The sequence below is a fragment of the Cytobacillus sp. FSL W8-0315 genome (genome assembly GCF_038002905.1).
Classification (GTDB): domain Bacteria; phylum Bacillota; class Bacilli; order Bacillales; family Cytobacillaceae; genus Cytobacillus; species Cytobacillus pseudoceanisediminis.
The window spans coordinates 1691837-1710434 of the sequence record NZ_JBBOOC010000001.1 but is presented as its reverse complement, the minus strand read 5'-3'; the positions used below and the strand labels follow the sequence as shown (position 1 = coordinate 1710434).

The 18598-nt window shown below is 42.4% G+C and carries 15 protein-coding genes; 3 read left to right on the top strand and 12 right to left on the bottom strand.

Features of this window, described 5'->3' with window-relative positions; all coding sequences use genetic code 11:
* Positions 1–160 precede the first annotated feature (160 nt).
* The 4 genes from mdh to MKY20_RS08690 form a co-directional block, all read right to left on the bottom strand.
* Positions 161–1102 carry a malate dehydrogenase gene (gene mdh, locus MKY20_RS08705; protein WP_341000873.1) on the bottom strand — a complete coding sequence of 314 codons (942 nt, stop codon included), beginning with the start codon at positions 1100–1102 and terminating at the stop codon, positions 161–163.
* A 220-nt stretch (positions 1103–1322) separates the two neighbouring features.
* A complete protein-coding gene (icd, locus tag MKY20_RS08700; protein WP_009333235.1) occupies positions 1323–2591 on the bottom strand; it encodes an NADP-dependent isocitrate dehydrogenase in 1269 nt (422 codons plus the stop codon).
* 205 nt (positions 2592–2796) lie between these two features.
* Entirely contained in the window at positions 2797–3918 is a 1122-nt protein-coding gene (gene citZ / locus MKY20_RS08695; protein ID WP_251156454.1) for a citrate synthase, read from the bottom strand.
* A 555-nt stretch (positions 3919–4473) separates the two neighbouring features.
* Positions 4474–4935, bottom strand: coding sequence for a DUF441 domain-containing protein (locus tag MKY20_RS08690; RefSeq protein WP_009333237.1), 462 nt, complete (start codon positions 4933–4935; stop codon positions 4474–4476).
* A 225-nt stretch (positions 4936–5160) separates the two neighbouring features.
* On the opposite strand from MKY20_RS08690, the gene ytvI reads away from it, so the two are divergent.
* Complete coding sequence (ytvI, locus tag MKY20_RS08685; RefSeq protein WP_009333238.1) at positions 5161–6282, top strand: sporulation integral membrane protein YtvI; 1122 nt, start codon at positions 5161–5163, stop codon at positions 6280–6282.
* A 166-nt stretch (positions 6283–6448) separates the two neighbouring features.
* Here the strand turns inward: ytvI and MKY20_RS08680 are convergent, their stop codons facing one another.
* The 8 genes from MKY20_RS08680 to dnaE form a co-directional block, all read right to left on the bottom strand.
* Positions 6449–6835, bottom strand: a complete 387-nt coding sequence (locus tag MKY20_RS08680) for an FxsA family protein (RefSeq protein WP_009333239.1) — start codon at positions 6833–6835, stop codon at positions 6449–6451.
* A gap of 126 nt (positions 6836–6961) precedes the next feature.
* Positions 6962–8722 (bottom strand): pyruvate kinase, encoded by a 1761-nt coding sequence (gene pyk, locus MKY20_RS08675; RefSeq protein ID WP_009333240.1) that lies wholly within the window; start codon positions 8720–8722, stop codon positions 6962–6964.
* Positions 8723–8806: 84 nt separating this feature from the next.
* A complete protein-coding gene (gene pfkA / locus MKY20_RS08670) occupies positions 8807–9766 on the bottom strand; it encodes a 6-phosphofructokinase (RefSeq protein WP_009333241.1) in 960 nt (319 codons plus the stop codon).
* A 392-nt stretch (positions 9767–10158) separates the two neighbouring features.
* Positions 10159–11136 carry an acetyl-CoA carboxylase carboxyl transferase subunit alpha gene (gene accA / locus MKY20_RS08665; protein ID WP_009333242.1) on the bottom strand — a complete coding sequence of 326 codons (978 nt, stop codon included), beginning with the start codon at positions 11134–11136 and terminating at the stop codon, positions 10159–10161.
* Positions 11121–11999, bottom strand: coding sequence for an acetyl-CoA carboxylase, carboxyltransferase subunit beta (accD, locus tag MKY20_RS08660; protein ID WP_009333243.1), 879 nt, complete (start codon positions 11997–11999; stop codon positions 11121–11123). The genes accA and accD overlap by 16 nt, the downstream gene beginning before the upstream one ends.
* Before the next feature lie 162 nt (positions 12000–12161).
* Positions 12162–12725, bottom strand: a complete 564-nt coding sequence (locus MKY20_RS08655; RefSeq protein WP_050807810.1) for a FadR/GntR family transcriptional regulator — start codon at positions 12723–12725, stop codon at positions 12162–12164.
* A gap of 68 nt (positions 12726–12793) precedes the next feature.
* Entirely contained in the window at positions 12794–14032 is a 1239-nt protein-coding gene (locus tag MKY20_RS08650) for an NAD(P)-dependent malic enzyme (RefSeq protein ID WP_071156162.1), read from the bottom strand.
* Between the two features lie 180 nt (positions 14033–14212).
* A complete protein-coding gene (gene dnaE, locus MKY20_RS08645) occupies positions 14213–17572 on the bottom strand; it encodes a DNA polymerase III subunit alpha (RefSeq protein ID WP_251266950.1) in 3360 nt (1119 codons plus the stop codon).
* A gap of 115 nt (positions 17573–17687) precedes the next feature.
* On the opposite strand from dnaE, the gene MKY20_RS08640 reads away from it, so the two are divergent.
* Together MKY20_RS08640 and ytrI are read left to right on the top strand one after the other, a co-directional pair.
* Entirely contained in the window at positions 17688–18083 is a 396-nt protein-coding gene (locus tag MKY20_RS08640) for a YtrH family sporulation protein (protein ID WP_019383072.1), read from the top strand.
* The gene (gene ytrI / locus MKY20_RS08635; protein ID WP_009333249.1) at positions 18080–18580 is read left to right on the top strand and encodes a sporulation membrane protein YtrI; all 501 of its coding nucleotides are present in this window, start codon (positions 18080–18082) and stop codon (positions 18578–18580) included. The genes MKY20_RS08640 and ytrI overlap by 4 nt, the downstream gene beginning before the upstream one ends.
* Positions 18581–18598: the final 18 nt, after the last annotated feature.

Here is an 18598-nt window from a genome sequence, read left to right as displayed (position 1 = left end):
CAGCACGGGTCACTTGCTTTCTGGGGGCGGGCGGTGCGCCGCCTCTCCGCTCCTGCGCCTGTGGAGTCTCACCAGGACATTGAGGTTCAAGTGACCTCCGCTCCAATCAAATCAGCGATTAAACTGAGACTGCTGCAGTGAAAACACTAGCCATCTTTCCTTAGTACGCTAAAACTTCCATTACCTTGCGAACTGAATATGCCGATTTATCGAGGGCAGCTTTTTCCTCGCTTGTCAGTTCAAGTTCTATTATTTTTTCAATACCGTTTGCACCAAGGATTGCAGGCACACCCAGATAGATTCCTTCGTAGCCATATTCTCCTTCAAGGTAAGCAATGGAAGGCAATACACGTCGCTGATCTTTAAGGATAGCTTCACACATTTCCACAAGGGAAGCAGCCGGAGCATAGTATGCACTTCCGTTGCCTAATAAGTTGACGATTTCTCCGCCGCCTTTACGCGTGCGCTCAACTATGGCATCAAGACGATCTTTTGAAATTAATGTTTCCAAAGGAATGCCGCCTGCATATGAATAGCGGACTAGCGGAACCATATCATCACCGTGTCCGCCAAGTACGAATCCTGTAATGTCTTTAACAGACAAATTCAGTTCCTGGGCCACAAATGTGCGGAAGCGGGCTGTATCAAGAACACCCGATTGACCAATTACACGGTTTTTGGGGAAGCCTGATTCTTTGAAGACTGTATAGGTCATCGCATCAACTGGATTAGTCAGGACAACAATATAGCTAATTGGGGAATGTTTTACAATCTCCTGAGCTACGCTTTTCATAATCTTCTGGTTCGTTTGAACAAGGTCGTCCCGGCTCATGCCTGGCTTCCTGGCTATGCCTGCTGTAATAACGACAATGTCAGAGTCCTTTGTATCTTCATAGCTGGAAGTACCCGTGATGTTCGCATCGAATCCTTGAACAGGACTTGCTTCAAGCATATCAAGAGCTTTACCCTTTGTCGGGTTTTCCATTTGCGGAATATCGACCAGCACAACGTCTCCAAGTTCCTTTTGGGCAAGCAAAAATGCGGTTGTCGCTCCAGTAAATCCCCCACCGATTACAGAAATCTTTTTGCGTTTCAATGACATGAGCAGTTCCTCCTTTAGGAAATGAAAGTATCAGGAATTTGCATTCCTTATGTAAGAGGCTGTTTTATTAAAACAGCCATCCTATTAGCTTTACACATTCATCACTTACAAAAATCGCCAGCTGCCCAGCTGCAGAAGTTTCCCCAAGAAGCAATCCAAATAACACTGCAGAAATAGTATATTAGCCAAAAGCGCCTTTTATTAAAGGCGCTTTTGTTTTTTACTCCATATTTTTAATTAATTCGTCTGCAAACTCTGAGCATTTCACTTCAGTTGCTCCATCCATTAGACGGGCAAAATCATATGTTACGACTTTTGAAGCGATAGATTTTTCCATAGATTTAACGATCATGTTTGCAGCTTCGTTCCATCCAAGGTGTTCAAGCATTAATACACCTGAAAGAATAACAGAAGAAGGGTTAACCTTATCAAGGCCAGCATACTTTGGAGCTGTACCATGAGTTGCTTCGAAGATCGCATGTCCAGTTTCATAGTTAATGTTTGCTCCTGGAGCAATACCAATGCCGCCAACCTGTGCAGCAAGTGCGTCAGAAATATAATCGCCGTTCAAGTTCATTGTCGCAACAACATCAAACTCTTTTGGACGGGTAAGGATCTGCTGAAGGAAAATATCAGCAATCGCATCTTTAACGATAATTTTGCCAGCAGCTTCTGCATCTGCCTGTGCTTTGTTCGCTGCTTCAACACCCTGCTCATCTTTAATGCGGTCATATTGAGCCCAAGTGAATACTTTTTCTCCGTACTCCCTTTCAGCAAGCTCATAACCCCAGTTTTTAAAGGCACCCTCAGTAAATTTCATGATATTGCCTTTATGTACAAGTGTTAGAGATTTGCGGCCTTCTTTAATTGCATACTCGATGGCAGCGCGTACAAGACGGCTAGTTCCTTCTTCTGAAACAGGCTTAATGCCGATGCCTGAAGTTTCTGGGAAGCGGATCTTATTAACGCCCATTTCATCCTGAAGGAATGAAATTAGCTTTTTAACCTCATCAGAGCCTTTTGCATACTCAATGCCAGCATAAATATCTTCAGTATTTTCACGGAAAATAACCATGTCAGTATCCTGAGGGCGCTTAACTGGAGAAGGAACACCTTCAAACCAGCGAACCGGACGCAGGCACACAAATAGGTCAAGCTCCTGGCGAAGCGCAACATTCAGGGAACGGATGCCGCCGCCGATTGGCGTTGTTAATGGTCCTTTAATCGCAATTAGATATTCATTAATCACATCAAGTGTTTCAGAAGGAAGCCACTCACCAGTCTGATTGAAAGCTTTTTCTCCTGCTAATACTTCTTTCCAGACAAGCTTGCGCTCACCATTATAGGCTTTTTCAACTGATGCATCCAATACACGGGAAGCTGCTGCCCAAATATCAGGACCTGTTCCGTCTCCTTCAATAAAAGGAACGATTGGATTGTTTGGTACATTTAATACACCATTAGTAACTGTGATTTTTTCACCTTGCATTGTTATACCCTCCATTTTGAAAAGTGCGAGCATCAGCCTTTATTTTTATATAGTTTCGGCACGATGCTGCATCAGTATATCAGAATCAAAGGTTAGAAGGCATTTGCCCCTAACCTTTTCCCTGCTCTCTCTATTACAGCAATTTTTTGATAAAAAGTAAAATGCTGAGTAGTAATTAGTTCTATTAATCTGCTTTTTCTGCTTTTTAAAGACCTCTTTGCTCTACTGGAACGAATTTTTGCATTCCCGGGCCTGTATAGTCAGCACGCGGGCGGATCAGACGATTATTTTCATATTGTTCGAGAATATGGGCCAGCCAGCCGGATACGCGGCTTACAGCGAAAATCGGCGTGAACAGATCATGGTCGATTCCCAGGCTGTGGTATACAGATGCAGAATAGAAGTCGACATTTGGCGGAAGTTTTTTCTCTCCGGTAACAATCGCTTCAATTTGCGTGGACATTTCGTACCAGTGTGGTTCCCCGGTAAGTTCTGTAAGCTTTTTGGACATTTCTCTTAAGTGCTTGGCACGAGGGTCGCCCTGACGGTATACACGATGTCCAAATCCCATGATTTTCTCTTTCTTTTCAAGCTTTTCACGGATATATGGCTCCACATTTTCAAGAGTGCTGATATCAGTAAGCATTTTCATTACCGCCTCATTGGCACCGCCATGCAAAGGCCCTTTTAAAGCGCCAATTGCAGCTGTAACTCCGGAATAGATATCTGACAATGTGGCTACACATACACGTGCAGTAAAAGTGGAAGCATTTAGTTCATGGTCTGCATGAAGAACCAGCGCTTTATTAAATGCTTCAATTGCGATTGGTTCAGGCTCTTTGCCTGTAAGCATGTATAGGAAGTTGGCTGCAAATCCAAGATCTGTTCTAGGAGCAATTGGCTCAAGGCCTTTTCTTACTCTAGCAAATGCCGTTACGATAGCAGGCATTTTAGCTTGAAGGCGAATTGCTTTTTTATAATTTGCTTCTTCACCCATCTGGTCTGCTTCTTCATCATAAAGTCCCAATAGAGACACTGCAGAACGCAGAGCAGCCATTGGATGCACTTTGTCAATTGGATATGTTTTAAAATGGTTCAGAACTTCCTCTGGAAGAGAGTAGTTTGCTGCAAGCTGACTCTTCAACTCATCCAGCTCGGATTGAGTAGGAAGCTTTCTGTGCCATAAAAGATAAATAACCTCTTCAAAGCTTGCATTTTCAGCCAAATCATCAATATTGTAGCCTGCATAGGTTAATGTATCGTCTATGATGGAGCTGATAGACGAAGTAGTAGCTACTACCCCTTCAAGACCGCGTGTTACTGTCATACCGAATCTCTCCTTTACATAATAAAATTTCCCCATACCCATTTTTGTCTGTACATTAAACATAAGTAAGCCGAACCTGATTTTTCATTTTTCAGAAAAGCTTCCTTGTCATGTCCACATTCTGTTTTATCTTTACTATGAACACTTTTATAGGGCTGCTGGAGCCATTGCAAAGTCGGCTGTATTAGCCGATCTACAGACCAAAACCATGAAAGGTGAAACTTCCATTTAGTGAAAGGGCACTCCACGATATACGGAAGAAATAAACTTTCTTTTGGCATGCATTCCATCGAGCGGTTGCTCGGTACTCTTTAAAAAAAAGAAAATGCTTACATTTTTTTCTGAATAGAAAAAATAAAATATATTAATAACATTTTAATAGAGCTTAACTGAATATAATAGGTACCGTGAAATAGGTTACGCTTACAAGTCCTATTATAAACAATTATCTGACTTTTGTGAATGAAAAGCACTTAAAATGTTAAAAAATATTATTTTCCAAAAAAAGTTTATTTACAATAATGCCCAAGGGCAATGAAAAACCTTTTGAATCCTTCATTTAAAGAGTTCAAAGATTTTCATTGCCATATACGCAATTCCTGCCCCTATCAGAGGACCGACGGCAACACCTTTAAAAAGGGAAACAGCAAGTATGGTCCCAAGAACAAGAGCAGTTGTTATATGAGGGTCTTCAGCCAGCAGAACGATGCCGCCTTTTGCCAAAAGCGCAACTGCAATCCCTGAGACAAGGGCAACCCATGCATAAGGGGACTTGAACGCTCCACCTAAATCCCGGAAGCCGATTTCACCGCTTGCTATAGGCGCCAGGACAGCGATTGTAATTATGGTTACGCCCCAGTTAATCCCTTTGGACTGCAGGAATGAAAAGGCTTTTGAATCGAGGCCGGCTGCTTTAAGGACAATCAATACAAAGACAGCAATGATCAATGATTGATTTTTTGCTATTACACCAATACCCAGCAATAGAATCAAAAAAATGAGCGATTGGGAAAACATTTGCTAATTCACCTGCCAGCTTTCTATATTATCGTAACATAATTTAATTCATTTTAATAATTTCTGAGTTCTTTACCGGATTTTAATAAATAGAATAAGTATTACTAGACAATAGCTAATTATTTTAGCTTCATCAAAATTGATGTATGATATGACTAATAACATTACATAAAAACGGCAGCTGCAATGACTTAGTCTGTTCTAATTAAATAAGGAGGCTATTACTTGAACCCGGCATATATCTATCGGACCGTAAGATTTTTCTTTGTTATTGGAGTAGTGATCTTAAGTCTCTATGCTTTCTTATATTTATCCAAAGTGACTTACCCTTTCATTATTGGACTGGCCATTGCCTTTCTAATTAATCCCTTTGTCAACATGATGGAAGTTAAATGGAAAATTCCCAGGGCTCTTGCAGTCCTCATTGCTTTGATTCTTATCTTTGCCATTTTTGCTGGATTAATCACATTGCTGGTGGCAGAGATCGTATCAGGTGCAGATTATTTGGCAAAAGTAGTACCGCAGCACCTCGATACTTTAATTGACTTCATTGAGCAGTTCTTTGCTGGGCAAATCATTCCTCTTTATAACCAGCTTGCCAGTTTATTTAATAATCTTGGCACAGGCCAGCAGGATACCATAATGACGAACATAGAAAATGTCGGGAAGCAATTTGGCTCCACTCTGGGAGATTTTATCCAGGCATTCTTCGAGAAAATCCCAAATATCCTTTCCTGGTTTCCCAATGCAGCAACTGTCCTGATATTCTCGCTGCTGGCCACTTTTTTCATCAGCAAGGATTGGCATAGGCTTTCAGGCCTCTTCAGCCGCATACTGCCCAGCCGTGCAAAAAAGAGCGGCAGAACTGTATTTGCCGATCTGCAGAAGGCCTTGTTTGGCTTTGTCAAGGCACAGGCTACCTTAGTATCTATCACGACTGTTATCATACTTGCCGGACTGCTGATTTTGCGTGTCGATTATGCTATTACAATTGCACTGGTGACTGGCCTTGTCGATATAATACCCTATCTCGGAACAGGGCTGGTTTTTGTGCCATGGATCATCTATGAAGCAATCGGCGGAGAAATGAGCAGGGCAATCGGACTTGGCATTCTTTATATCATCGTATTGGTACAGCGGCAGATTATGGAGCCAAAGATCCTTTCATCAAGTATTGGACTTGATCCTTTAGCTACCCTGATTGCTTTATTTGTCGGTTTTAAACTGATTGGATTTCTGGGCTTAATCGCCGGGCCGGTTACTCTTGTACTCATCACAACTCTTCATAAAGCTGGAGTATTCAGGGATATCTGGTTGTTTATAAAAGGCAATGAGGAAGCAGATTAAGATGATGATCTGAATGTGGGCATCCCTTAATCTTAATCAGGCTATGTAATGGATTGCCTATTTGGCACTTGCATAATCAAAAGTGTGAATGCGTCCGAAAATAAAATGGCCAATAAAATAAACAAGCCGCTCCAATTTAAAGGAGCGGCTTTATATATAGCTTTTTTCACCTGATTATCGTGATTGTTCCCTTGTTCATCCATTTTTTCAGACCTATATACAGGATGTTTTTAAGTACTTTTCTTGCAGAAGGAAGAAGCAATGTAAATCCTAATGCATCTGTAATGAATCCCGGTGCAAGAAGCAGGGTGCCTCCAATAAGGATGCAGGCCCCATCAAGAATGGCATCTCCAGGCATTTGCCCGCAGCGCAGCTGATCCTGTATTTTTCTGATTGTTTCAAGACCCTGTTTTTTGGCCAGATAAGCACCGAGAACGCCTGTAAACAAGATAACCGCAAGAGTAGGCCATAGACCAATTGTGTTCCCTGATAGCAGTAAAACACCAATTTCAGCAGCAGGAACGATTATCATCAGCAAGAGAATGTAGCGCATCAAGCCACCTCTATTTTGTATAAGACTTACCTTTATTATACCAAACATGAAACTGAGAATATAACAATTTGTCTGTCCCAGGAATCCAAAAAAAAGAAGGGCGAACCCTTCCTTTTTTAATCCTAATTACAGCACGCTTGCGTGGCCGTTATAAATTACACCTCGCTGAGAATCGACTGTTACTTCCTGCCCATCTTTGAGAAGGGTTGTTGCTTTTTCAACCCCTACAATGACAGGTATGCCAATATTAAGGCCCACGACAGCCGCATGGCTTGTAAGTCCGCCTTCTTCTGTAATAAGTGCACTGCATTTTTCAATGGCAGGGACCATTTCACGGTCAGAACCGATAGTAACCAGAATAGAGCCTTCTGTTACTTTTGCCAATGCTTCCTCTGCATTTCTTGCCACAACGACTTTTCCAAAGGCTGATTTGCGCCCGATTCCTTGTGCCTTAGCCAGGATATCCCCCACTACATGAATTTTCATTAAATTGGTGGTACCAGCTTCACCAACAGGCACACCAGCTGTAATAACCACTAAATCTCCTGATGCGACAATTCCGCTGTTCACACTTTCCTCAACTGCAATATCAAGCATATCGTCTGTAGTTGACGCTTTTTGGCCAATTTGAGGATAAACACCCCATGTTAAAGATAAGCGCCGTGATACATAGTCGTTTGAAGTAACAGCAACAATAGGAGCTTTCGGACGGTACTTTGAAATCATCCTTGCTGTATGGCCGCTTTCAGTCGGTGTAATAATGGCGTTAACATCCAGGTTTAGAGCTGTATGTGCCACTGATTGTCCAATGGCATCTGTAATGTTATGTTCATTATCTTTGCTTCGGTTTGATAGAATTTCTTTATGATCCAAAGCAGATTCTGCTCTTGATGCGATGTTGTGCATCGTCTGCACAGCCTCGACAGGATAAGAGCCCGCAGCCGTTTCACCGGATAACATGATAGCATCAGTACCATCAAAAATGGCATTTGCTACATCACTCGCTTCTGCGCGTGTTGGACGGGGGTTGCGCTGCATGGAATCCAGCATTTGTGTTGCAGTAATAACAGGTTTACCCTGTGCATTGCACTCTTTAATTAATTTCTTTTGCACAAGCGGAACTTCTTCTGCCGGAATTTCGACACCAAGGTCTCCGCGCGCTACCATAAGACCGTCGGAAATTTCAAGAATTTCATCAATGTTATCTACACCTTCCTGATTTTCAATCTTAGGAATGATGTTGATATAAGAGGCATTGTGCTCCTCAAGCAGCTGTCTGATTTCCAAAACATCAGACGCTCTGCGGACAAAAGAAGCGGCAATGAAATCTACGCCCTGTTCGATTCCGAAGATGATGTCCTGAGCATCTTTCTCCGTTATGCCAGGAAGATTCACAGATACACCCGGAACGTTGACGCCTTTTTTATTTTTAAGTGTTCCGCTATTTAAGATTTTTGTGTGAATTTCACTGTTGGCTTTATCGATTTTTGTTACTTCAAGTCCAATTAAACCGTCATCAAGCAGAATTTTGCTTCCTGTGTGTACATCTTCAATTAGCCCTGCGTATGTAACAGAAAACTTTTCTGCTGTTCCTTCAACCTCGTTCATGGAGATAATAATGTTTTCCCCAGCTCTCAGTTCAATCGCACCTTCCAGCATATTGTTTGTGCGGATCTCCGGCCCTTTTGTGTCTAAGAGGATTGCTACTGTCTTTCCTGTCTTTTCCGCAGCTTCACGGATGTTCTGAATTCGCTGTCCATGCTCCTGGAAATCACCATGGGAAAAATTTAACCGGGCAACATTCATTCCTGCTTCAATAAGCTGTGTTAACTTTTCAACACTTTCACTGGCAGGTCCAATAGTACAAACGATTTTCGTTTTACGCATTTTAATTTACCTCCTGATTTGATGCAGCTTGAATACCAGCACTGACAGCTTTATGCCGCTTGTGCCGGCTTATATCTGATTAGATTAAATAGACAGCTCTTTCGAAAGTTTGTATAGGTCCAGGTCAAGTGTATGCTCTCTATCCAATATTTCTATTATATCATGGTCAACAAGTTTATTATTTTGAATTCCTACTGCACGTCCGCCTTTGCCTTCAAGGAGAAGTTCTACTGCATGTGCTCCAAGGCGGCTTGCCAGCACCCGGTCGAATGCAGTTGGGGATCCGCCCCTCTGCATATGGCCAAGTACAGAAACCCGCGTATCAAAGTTTGTTGTATCCTTAATCTGCTTGGCAAATTCCACTCCGCTGCAGACTCCTTCTGCAACCACAATGATACTATGTTTCTTGCCCCGTTCATGTCCCTTTTTAAGTCTCTCTGCAATTTCATCCATACTATAGCCTGCTTCAGGAATGAGGATTGTTTCCGCACCGCCTGCTAATCCTGCACATAAAGCGATGTCTCCTGCATCTCTTCCCATTACTTCAATGATAAATGTTCTTTCATGGGAAGTAGCCGTATCACGGATTTTATCAATTGCATCAATAACCGTATTTAAAGCTGTGTCAAAGCCAATAGTATATTGGGTTCCCGGAATATCATTATCGATGGTGCCAGGTACGCCCACACAAGGAAATCCCTGCTCTGTCAAAGCTTTTGCTCCACGGTATGAACCGTCCCCGCCAATTACCACAAGACCTTCAATACCGTGCTTATTCATCTGTTCAATGCCTTTTTGCTGGCCTTCTTTTGTTTTGAACTCTTCGCTTCTTGCCGAATGCAGGACTGTGCCGCCGCGATGGATGATATCACCAACCGAACCAAGGTCAAGCTTCTTAATATTCCCTGACATTAAGCCGGAATATCCGCCATAAACACCATACACTTCAATATTATGATAAATCGCTTTACGGACAACTGCACGTACAGCTGCATTCATGCCAGGAGAATCGCCGCCGCTTGTTAATACTCCTATTTTCTTCACAATAATCACCCCGAATGTATATTTATATAAAATAAGAAAGCGTGTTGTCTGCTGAGCTGTTTATTCACAGCCTATAAATCATGGACACCGCCTGCCCAGGAATTTTGTATGTAATATAGGCTCTTCTTTATGTAAAGCAGAGCATAGTCTGCTTATCTTATTATTTAACAAAACGCTATTGAATATTTCTAAAATACCATGAAGAAGGGAGCATCTCAACTTTATCAGGCAAATTCAAGGAAATACAGAATTGTCGGGTAACTGAAAGCGGTTTAAATAGAAAAACCTGCATTTTTTACTTTGAAAGTGGTATTTGTATAAGCCTCCCGCTGACGTAGATGGCTTGTGCACTGAAATAGGCAAAAAATAAAAGCGTGCCCGAAAGCACGCTTTTATTTTACCCCAATAAATTCCTTTAAAAACGAATATTCACCAATGGATTTGAACTTGTTGTACCGGTGATCGATCAGCTGATCTTCAGAAAGATCCAACAAATCCTTCAATGATCGATAAAGGACCTCTCCGATTTCTGCAGCCTGTACCTTTACATCTTTGTGGGCTCCGCCCTTTACCTCTTCGATAATCTCATCCACAACACCTAATTCTTTTAAATCCGGAGCAGTAATTCTCATGGATTCTGCAGCCTTTTTGGCCTGCGTGGCATCTTTCCAGAGAATAGCAGCAGCTCCTTCTGGAGAAATAACCGAATAAGTGGAGTTCTCAAGCATATGAATATGGTTTCCCACACCGAGAGCCAGCGCTCCGCCGCTTCCGCCTTCACCGATGACGATACAGATAACAGGCACCCTAAGACTGGCCATTTCAAACAGGTTTTTTGCGATCGCCTCACTCTGTCCGCGTTCCTCTGCGGCTTTCCCAGGATAGGCGCCCTTTGTATCAATGAAACAAATAATCGGCCTTCGGAATTTATCTGCTTGCTTCATTAGTCTTAATGCTTTTCGGTAACCTTCGGGATGCGGCATTCCAAAATTTCTGCGGATATTCTCTTTTGTGTCTTTTCCGCGCTGATGCCCGATGACGGTAACCGGAAGGCCCCTAAACTTTGCAATGCCTCCAACAATGGCTTCGTCATCCCCAAAAGCACGATCTCCATGACACTCGAAAAAATCCTCAAAAAGAAAGGAAATATAGTCCTGGGTGGTAGGCCTTGCGGGATGTCTTGCAATCTGCACACGATCCCACGGTTTCATATTTTCATATATATCGGCTTCTAATTTCTCCAAGCGCGCTTCCAGCTTCTCTATCTCAGAGGATAGGTCTACATCGGCTGTTTTTGTGAACTCTTTTAATTCAGCAATCTTTTTTTTCAGCTCCATAACCGGACGTTCAAATTCTAATTCTCCTGCCATTGGAAGTCACCTCCTGGTTGATGTATTGATAAAATGGCTGATATCTTGTCCTTTAACTCTGTTCTGGGGATGACTGCATCCAATTGACCGTGTTTTAATAAGAATTCTGCTGTCTGGAAGTCTTCCGGCAGTTCTTCACGGATCGTTTGTTCTATGATTCTGCGCCCCGCAAAGCCAATCAATGCACCTGGTTCCGCCAAATTGTAATCTCCCAGTGAAGCAAAGCTTGCAGACACACCGCCTGTTGTCGGGTGAGTCATGATGGAGATAATCAGGCCTCCATTATCACTGAATCTTTTTAAGGCTACACTTGTCTTAGCCATTTGCATCAGGCTTAATACGCCTTCCTGCATTCTTGCTCCGCCTGATGCGGTAAATATAATAAAAGGAACTCCAAGTTCATCAGCTTTTTCAATGGCACGGGTAATTTTTTCTCCGACTACTGAGCCCATGCTTCCCATTCTGAATGTGGAATCCATAACGGCCACTGCTATTTTTTGGCCATTTACAGTGCCTGTCCCAGTCACTACCGCTTCATTAATCTTTGTTTTTTCCCGATCCTTTTCTAGCTTTTCAATATAATCCGGGAAATTAAGAGGATTTTCAGATATCATGTTTGCGTTAATTTCATCAAAGCTATTGGCATCCAAAAAGCTTTCCAAACGCTCTTTTGAATTCATGGTGTGGTGGTATTGACAGTGGAAACACACTTTAAGGTTCTTAACCAATTCTTTTGTATACATGATCTTCTTGCAGTTCGGACACTTTGTCATGATTCCTTCCGGCACATCCTGCTTTGCCGTTTCCGATGGAATGGTTGCATATTTCTTCTTCTTCGTCTTAGTGAAAATATCTTTAAGCAAGATGAAACCTCCCTGATAATCGCTGAATCAATTCCATTAATTTCAACAGTGGTCAGACCACCGATTTAAAAATGAATGCCTAACTCTCCTAGGCTCCATTAATGCTTGTCTGATTATTTAAATATAGAGGATATCAGCTATAAAATTTGCAAAAAATTGTCGTTAGCCTTTCGACAATTTTCTCAGATTTCTATATACACGAATAACTTCGGATTCATTTCTGGAAATCAATGTCTCAATCAGCTTTGCATATTGTTCCTTGGTTACCATCATTGTCTCCAGATCCAAAGAATTATAATAATCTTTAAGGATAATCCAGATGCGGAGGAATAGATGATTATCTGCAAGTGTGACGATTTCCAGAAAAAAGTCATCATCTGAATAGTCTGCTTCAAGAGACCACTTTTTGAACCTAAGAAGCTGATCTTCTCCAGCCTTTTGAATGATTAGCCATAAACAATCAAGTTCGATCAAGAACTTGGTTTCTTTAACATCTCTGATGGATTTCTTATCCTGAAGAATAAACGTGCTAAGCAGCTGTACGAGCTGATGACCTCTAAAATCCCTCATAAAAGTCCCCTCGCCCCTCCTTGTCTCTATTAAACCAAGAAGTTCAAGGGCTCTTAATGCTTCCCGAACGGAAGAGCGCCCGACACCCAGGCGCTCTGACAGCTCTCTTTCGGAAGGCAATCGATCTCCAGGCTTAAGTCCGTCATGTTCAATCATGGACCTAAGCTGTTTGACAATGCCGATATAAACCTTCGTGTTATTTTGAGGTGAATTCACGTATGGAGTCACTCACCTTTTCCAATGACAGCAAGTTGCTTCGTTTTTTCCTTTACTTCTTCAGGATCCACTTTAATGCGGGCAACACCGGTTTCCATTGCTGCCTTTGCCACTGCAGCCGCAACTGCAGGTGCGACACGGGGATCGAATGGCCCAGGGATGACATAATCCGCATTCAGCTCATCCTGATGAACCAAATTGGCAATGGCTTCTACAGCAGCTACTTTCATTTTCTCATTGATATGAGTTGCACGGACATCCAGAGCCCCTCTGAAAATTCCCGGGAAAGCCAGCACATTATTGACCTGGTTTGGAAAATCGGATCTTCCTGTTCCAACTACCATCGCTCCAGCTGCTTTCGCTTCTTCAGGCATAATTTCAGGAGTTGGATTAGCCATAGCGAAAATAATCGGGTCCTGATTCATGGCACCAATCATCTCTGCCGTTAACGCTCCAGCCGCAGAAACCCCGATGAATACATCTGCACCTTTAATAACATCAGCTAGGCTTCCATTGGCATTTTCACGATTCGTATACTTCGCTACTTCATTTTTTATCTCATTCATTCCCTGTGGGCGGCCTTCATAGATGGCACCCTTGGTGTCACACATAATAATATCGCGAACACCATAGCTGTATAGAAGTTTAATGATGGCAATTCCGGCCGCACCGGCACCGTTTGCCACAACCTTAATTTCATTCATTTTCTTTCCTGAAAGCTTCAAGGCATTCACAAGACCTGCAACAGTCACAATGGCAGTGCCATGCTGGTCATCATGGAAAACAGGAATATTTGTTTCCTTTTTTAGTCGCTCTTCTACATAAAAGCAATTTGGAGCAGCAATATCTTCAAGGTTTACGCCTCCAAATGTAGGTTCAAGAAGTTTTACAGTCTCAACAATTTTATCAACATCGGTCGTATTGAGGCAAATCGGAAATGCATCCACTCCTGCAAAACTTTTGAATAGTACAGCTTTACCTTCCATTACAGGCAGGGCGGCTTCCGGCCCGATATTTCCTAATCCCAGCACAGCTGTTCCATCGGAAACAACCGCAACCATATTACCTTTCATCGTATATTCATAGACAGTTTCCGGCTTATCATAAATCTCCTTGCAGGGCTCAGCAACCCCTGGGGAATAAGCAAGGCTTAAGTCTTTGGCATTTCGCACCTGTACTTTTGATTTAGATTCCAATTTCCCTTTATTAGCTCTATGCATATGCAGTGCTTCTTCGCGTAAGGTCAAAATTTTCACTCCTCATATTCCGGATAGGATTTATATATAAACATAGATCGACGAAGAAATACCTGCTGCCTTTCTGCTTGATTATCAGATGGCGCAGGGCTTATCCTTCGCTTCAGTGGTCAGACCAGTTTATTTTTCTTCTTACAAATATACCATAATTGTTATTGTTGTAAAGGGTAATTACTTTAAAATGACGTTATTCTGCCCAAGCACTTTCATAAGCAATTGAAGGAAATCTTCTGATGGCGAGATCAGGTCTTCTTCACCCAGGCGAATGGTTTTTCGGGAGCTTTCATAATATAAAACCACCTGAACCCGGCCTTCATTTTTCTTAAATAACTCTTTAAGCAAACGAAGATTTTCGGATGTTTCCCGATCCTCGGTAATCCTTAAATATAAAACTGGATCTTTGTTTTGCAGTTTTTCAATTGCTTCCTTCACATCATCCAGATGCTGGACAATCAGCTGCTTCTTTCCGTCCCGTTCCTCAATCCTTCCTTCCGCAAAGACGATGCTTCCCTGGGAGCACAGCATTGAAAATCGGTTAAACACCTTTGGAAAAACAACTGCCTCCATATCCCCTGTCTGATCGCTCAAGGATAGAAATGCCATTGGCTCTCCTTTTTTCGTACGGATCTTTTTCACTTCGGATAAATATGCAACTGTTTTTGCCTTATTTGCATTTCTTTCGAGTTCAATCAGCGGACTGGCATCCAGCAGGTGAAAAGATGATTCGTAGATTGAAACCGGATGATCTGATAAATACAGGCCCAGCACATCTTTTTCAAATCTCAGCTTGTCCTCGGAACGGATCGGATCTACTTCGGTATATTTAGGCTTAGGAAAAAATTCATCATCCTCAAAGAAATCAGCTTGATCGTCTTCCGGCATAACAAGCTGGGCATGTTCCGCAGCCACATCCAGGCTGGCAAGCAGAACTGCTCTATCTTCCCCAAATTCATCAAAGCTTCCTGAATGAACCAGGGACTCGAGGACCTTGCGATTAACAGCTTTTGTTGAAACCCTTATGCAAAAATCAAACAGATCTTCAAAGCGCTTATTTTTCCTAGCCTGAAAAATATCCCTTAAAGCTGCAGCACCTACGCCTTTTATGGCTGCAAGACTATACCTGATTGAATCTTTCTCTACCAGAAACGAATAGCCGCTTTTATTTATGGATGGCGGGCTGAGCGCCAAACCCATCTGTCTCAGTTCTCCGATATACTGGGCAATCCTGCCTTCATTGCCTACTGCTGAAGTCAGCAGTGAAGCCATGAAGTAAAGCGGATAATGAGTTTTTAAATATGCCAGCTGATAAGCTATGAAACTGTATGCAACCGCATGGCTCCGGTTAAATCCATAGTTTGCAAACCGGACAATTAGATCATATATATCATGAGCAGCTTGTTCATTATAGCCTTTCTTTACTGCTCCCCCTACAAAATGGACACGCTCACGGTCAAGCACTTCTTTTTGCTTCTTGCTGACCGCTCTCCGAAGCAAATCGGCTTCACCCAGTGAAAATCCTGCCATTTTTGCAGCGATTTGCATAATTTGTTCCTGATACACGATGACACCATACGTATTTTCAAGAATAGGCTTCAAATCAGGATGCGGAAATATAATCGGCTTCCTTCCGTGCTTTCTGTCAATAAACAGCGGGATATTTTCCATAGGGCCGGGGCGGTAAAGGGCATTGACAGCCACAATATCTTCAAAGCGCGTTGGCTGGAGCCTTGTCAGCACACTTCGCATCCCCTCAGACTCAAGCTGGAAAATGCCTGTAGTATCTCCTCTTCCCAAAAGACTGTATACTGCCTCATCATCCAGGGGAATGTTTTTTATATCAATCTGTGTGCCTGTCTTTCTCTGTATAGAGCTTAAGATATTCTCGATTAGTGTCAGGTTCCTAAGACCGAGAAAATCCATTTTTAATAGGCCGACATCCTCAAGATGCTCCATCGAGTATTGGGTCAAATAAACATTCTCATGTCCCTTTTGAATGGGAATGGCCTCAACCAGCGGGTGCTCGCTGATTACAACGCCGGCAGCATGAGTGGATGTGTGCCTTGGGAGACCTTCCAGTTTGATAGCCGTTTCAAAAAGTCTGCGATTTAAATCGGATTCCTCGGTGAATCTTCTTAAAGGCTCTGATTCTTTGTAAGCCTCTTTGAGACTGATGCCCAATTTGGAAGGTACTTTTCTTGAAAGCATGTCCAGCTCTTTCGGATTAAGCCCAAATGCCCTGCCGACATCCCGTAGTGCCGCCTTAGCTGCCAATGTTCCAAACGTAAGAATTTGAGCAACATGCAACTCTCCATATTTCCTGGACACATACCGAATCACCTCATCCCTTCTGTGATCCGGGAAATCGATATCAATATCAGGCATGGAAATTCTTTCTGGATTAAGGAACCGCTCAAATAATAGCTGATGCTCAATTGGATCCACATCTGTAATATATAAGACATAAGCAACCATTGAACCGGCAGCAGATCCCCGCCCCGGACCGGTTAAAATTCCATTTTCTCTCGAAAACTTCATAAAATCCCAAACGATTAGAAAATAATCGCTGAATTTCATATTCTTAATTATATTCAGCTCATACTGCAAACGCTCCCTATGCTCACCATCTGCATCCGGATATCTGTCAGCAAAACCCTTCCAGCAAACTTCTGCCAATAGCTCATCGGCACTCATCCCTTTTACAGCAGGGTATTTAGGGAGGTTCTGTTTATCCAGCTCAAGCATAACATTGCATTGCTCTGCTATCTTAATCGTATTCTCCAAAGCATCCGGATAACCCGATAACAATTCTGCCATTTCCCCGGATGACTTTAAATAATACTCATCGCTCTTCAGCCGCTCTCTCGCTTCATCCTGAAGCTTTTCTCCATTTTTAATGGCCAGCAGGCACTCATGGGCAAAAGCATCTTCTTTTTTTATGTAACAAACACCATTTGAAGCCGCCAGGCCAATCCCGGTTTCCCCGGAAAGCTGAACCAGAAGTTCATGGTTTTTTTTCTCTTCACGCAGCCCATGATCCTGTATAGCGAAAAAGAATGAATGCGGCTCGAAAAGACTGCTGAAAAGTTCAGCTGTTCTTTTTGCCTGGCCGTATTCACCCGCCTCAAGATAGTGTTCTATTTCCCCGTCAAGGCCGGGAGTTAAAGCAAACAATCCTCCTGCATAGTGCTTAAGCCATTTAACAGGGATGCCTTCAGGTGATTTTGTCTGGACTGTGCTTGTGATTTTTAATAGATTCTGAAAACCCTGCCTGTCTTTAGCCAAAAGGACCATCGGATAAGCTTCCCCTTCGGATATCTCGCTTAATACATCCACAGAGAGGCCCAGGATTGGCTTTATGGACTGCTTAAGACATTCTTTATAAAAGGCAACAGCTCCGTACATGACATTCCGGTCCGTTAAAGCCAGGGCAGGAAACCTGTTTTCCCTGGCGCCTGACACTAGCTGTTCTATTCTTGCCGTGCTCGATAGCAGGCTATAAGCGCTATATACATGAAGGTGAATAAATGACACGTTTCTCACACCCTTAATTTCTCTGTATTTTCATTATAGAACGCCCGTTTCCAAAAAGAAAATATGTTCTCTTTTTAATGGCAGCTAAAAAACATATTTTTCTAAGTTTGTCCATATGATGAAGTATCAAGATAATTCTGGCAGGGCCATTCCTGCAGCGAGGATGGATGATATGAATACCCAGCCCTTTTTTTCCACTTTAATTGATAGTTATTTTATTGCTTTCGGTGTTTTGATAGGAGGTTCAATCATTGGAGGCATGGCTGCTTTTCTGACAGGAAAGCCTCCTTTAAATCAAATCTTCCAGATTTCAAATATGATACGCATCTGGGCTATCATTGCAGCAATCGGAGGAACCTTTGATACAGTTTACAGCTTTGAAAGAGGTGTCATGGACGGACAGACAAAGGATATATTTAAGCAATTCATGCTGATTCTTTCTGCTCTCGGAGGGGCCCAGACAGGCGCCATGCTTATTAACTGGCTGACTCAGGAGAACATTTCAGCATGAGGATACCGCCTTACTACCGATTGCCATCCTGGCAGCGCTTTTTAGCAGGAATGGCCCTAGGGGGCATCATCAGCTGGTTTATTTTTTTATTTGTTTTTGGACAATGGCAGGAGAGATACAGCAAAGAAATCAAGCTTCAAAAGGATGCTATCTTTGAATTGGAAAAAGATAAGGAAATCTGGCAGGAGGAATTCAAAAAACTAAATAAAGAAAACCAGAAAAAACTGACTGTCCAGGATATATCCATTAAAATTGTCAACAGCGAAAAATATAAATTGGATTCCTTCAGTGTTTTTCAGCTGGAAGATGAAATAAAAGAGGATATTAGCATGATGGTTGCCAAAGACATCGATACTGTTTACAAAAGCAGCGAACTGATCAAGAAAATAATAGAAAATAAAACACATCGGGTAAATGAAAAGAGATACCGGGTCGAAGTTAAAGAACTGGTCATCTATACAACCGTCTCAATTGAATTAAATATCATGCTGGATTAATGCCCGGCTTTTGCCGGG

What these genes read in the sequence shown, in the direction of transcription:
- mdh (WP_341000873.1), bottom strand. Translation starts at nt 1,102, where the DNA reads ATGTCATTGAAACGCAAAAAGATTTCTGTAATCGGTGGGGGATTTACT.
- icd (WP_009333235.1), bottom strand. Translation starts at nt 2,591, where the DNA reads ATGCAAGGTGAAAAAATCACAGTTACTAATGGTGTATTAAATGTACCA.
- citZ (WP_251156454.1), bottom strand. Translation starts at nt 3,918, where the DNA reads ATGACAGTAACACGCGGTCTTGAAGGGGTAGTAGCTACTACTTCGTCT.
- MKY20_RS08690 (WP_009333237.1), bottom strand. Translation starts at nt 4,935, where the DNA reads ATGTTTTCCCAATCGCTCATTTTTTTGATTCTATTGCTGGGTATTGGT.
- MKY20_RS08680 (WP_009333239.1), bottom strand. Translation starts at nt 6,835, where the DNA reads ATGCGCTACATTCTCTTGCTGATGATAATCGTTCCTGCTGCTGAAATT.
- pyk (WP_009333240.1), bottom strand. Translation starts at nt 8,722, where the DNA reads ATGCGTAAAACGAAAATCGTTTGTACTATTGGACCTGCCAGTGAAAGT.
- accA (WP_009333242.1), bottom strand. Translation starts at nt 11,136, where the DNA reads ATGGCAGGAGAATTAGAATTTGAACGTCCGGTTATGGAGCTGAAAAAA.
- MKY20_RS08655 (WP_050807810.1), bottom strand. Translation starts at nt 12,725, where the DNA reads ATGATTGAACATGACGGACTTAAGCCTGGAGATCGATTGCCTTCCGAA.
- MKY20_RS08640 (WP_019383072.1), top strand. Translation starts at nt 17,688, where the DNA reads ATGATGAAGTATCAAGATAATTCTGGCAGGGCCATTCCTGCAGCGAGG.
- ytrI (WP_009333249.1), top strand. Translation starts at nt 18,080, where the DNA reads ATGAGGATACCGCCTTACTACCGATTGCCATCCTGGCAGCGCTTTTTA.